1 protein-coding gene is annotated in these 347 nt (G+C 62.2%); it reads left to right on the top strand.

Features of this window, described 5'->3' with window-relative positions; all coding sequences use genetic code 11:
- Nucleotides 1–32: 32 nt before the first annotated feature.
- Nucleotides 33–347: TrkA family potassium uptake protein (locus tag A3736_RS06245; protein ID WP_233999275.1), on the top strand; the 315-nt coding region annotated here is incomplete at its 3' end.

The following is a 347-nucleotide window of genomic DNA, read 5'->3' on the forward strand; positions in this document are numbered from 1 at the left end:
GAATCCGATTGTCGGCTAGACATCGAAAGCCCGTGCTGGTCGTCGGCCTGGGACGCTTCGGCGGTGCCGTGGCGCAAACGCTGGAGCGGATGGGCCATGAGGTTTTGGGCGCGGACACCGATGCGCGCCTGGTTCACGAATTCGCAGGCGAGCTAACCAAGACGGTGGAAGCGGACTGCACCGACAAGACCACTCTCGATCGCCTGGGTGTCGCCGGTTTCGAAGCTGCGGTTGTTGCGATCGGGACCGATATCGAAGCCAGCGTGCTGGCCGTGCTCGCCCTTTCCGATCTCGGGCTGACCAATATCTGGGCCAAGGCGACCAATGACAAGCATGCGCGTATTCTG

The sequence above is a fragment of the Erythrobacter sp. HI0063 genome (genome assembly GCF_001635685.1).
Classification (GTDB): domain Bacteria; phylum Pseudomonadota; class Alphaproteobacteria; order Sphingomonadales; family Sphingomonadaceae; genus Qipengyuania.